Origin of the sequence: Parashewanella curva (assembly GCF_003675895.1) — a bacterium.
In the GTDB taxonomy this organism is placed as follows: domain Bacteria; phylum Pseudomonadota; class Gammaproteobacteria; order Enterobacterales; family Shewanellaceae; genus Parashewanella; species Parashewanella curva.
Map to the genome: position 1 here is coordinate 1 of NZ_ML014948.1, position 1,084 is coordinate 1,084.

The window sequence follows — 1,084 nt, forward strand, 5'->3', positions numbered from 1 at the left end:
GTGTTAACAACAGACTTAAGACAATTGTTAAAATGGCTTATGGTTACAGAGATTGGGAGTTCTTTGAGCTAAAGGTAAAAGCAAGTCACGAAGCTAGATCTTCATTTTCCTGATGAACCATAAAACCAACGGGTTACTAGTGGCTTTGGCTCTAACAAGGTAACAACCATCGGCTTTATTAGGCTCTTCAGTAAAACGGATGTTTAGATCAGTTCATTAAGGTATAATGCTCCCTAAAAAGATCTAGATGTCCACTTCACTTCTTTATCACGGGTTCGGAATTCAAGGCCCTTACCACCACGTTTCGACTAAATACGAGAATGGTGCAGTAATTTTTAATATCGCTCATAACAGCAACATAAAATGTCCAGAGTGTCGCTCTCGTTCTGTCACCAAAAAGGGCATTAAACCTCGTCGTTTTCATGGCGCCCCAATTGGTAATAAGCCAACTTATATATGCATCAACAGCCAAAGAGTTAGATGTGGTGATTGCGGGGTTACTCGCTTCCTTCCACTGCGTTTTGCACCTAGAGAAAAAGTCAGATATACCAAAGGATTTGAAAAGTATGTGCTATCTCTTTCAGCACTAAACATGTCGATTAGTGACATAGCTCGCTTGTGCAATGTGAGCTGGGATTGCATCAAAGAAATACAAAAGCGTCACCTGAACAAGAAATACAGACAGCCAGACTTAAAAGACGTAACACATATTGGTATTGATGAAATCTATTGTGGCTCTAAAACAGGCTTTATGACTGTTGTTATTGATATGAAAACGAGCGCAGTGATTTATACAGAAAAAGGGAAAAAGGCGGCGAGCCTTGATGGTTTCTGGGCACGAAAAAAACGTTGTAAGAAGCCCATAGAAGCTGTTGCTACCGATATGGGACAGGCTTATATCAGCTCGGTTAATGAGCATGCGCCTAATGCAAAGCTAGTCATTGACCGTTTCCATGTCGTGAAGGGCTTCAATGAGAAACTGACTGAGTTTAGAAGAGATATTCAAAGAGCAGCGGAGAATAAAGATGATTCTCAGTTTTTGAAAAAAAACACGTTGGCTTCTGGTGAGTAATCCTGAAAATCT

General features: G+C 40.4%; 1 protein-coding gene. It reads left to right on the forward strand.

The annotated features are described in order from the left end of the window. The first annotated feature begins 247 nt into the window (after positions 1-247). The gene (locus tag D5018_RS21370; RefSeq protein ID WP_121840981.1) at positions 248-1,072 is read left to right on the forward strand and encodes a transposase; all 825 of its coding nucleotides are present in this window, start codon (positions 248-250) and stop codon (positions 1,070-1,072) included. Positions 1,073-1,084: the final 12 nt, after the last annotated feature.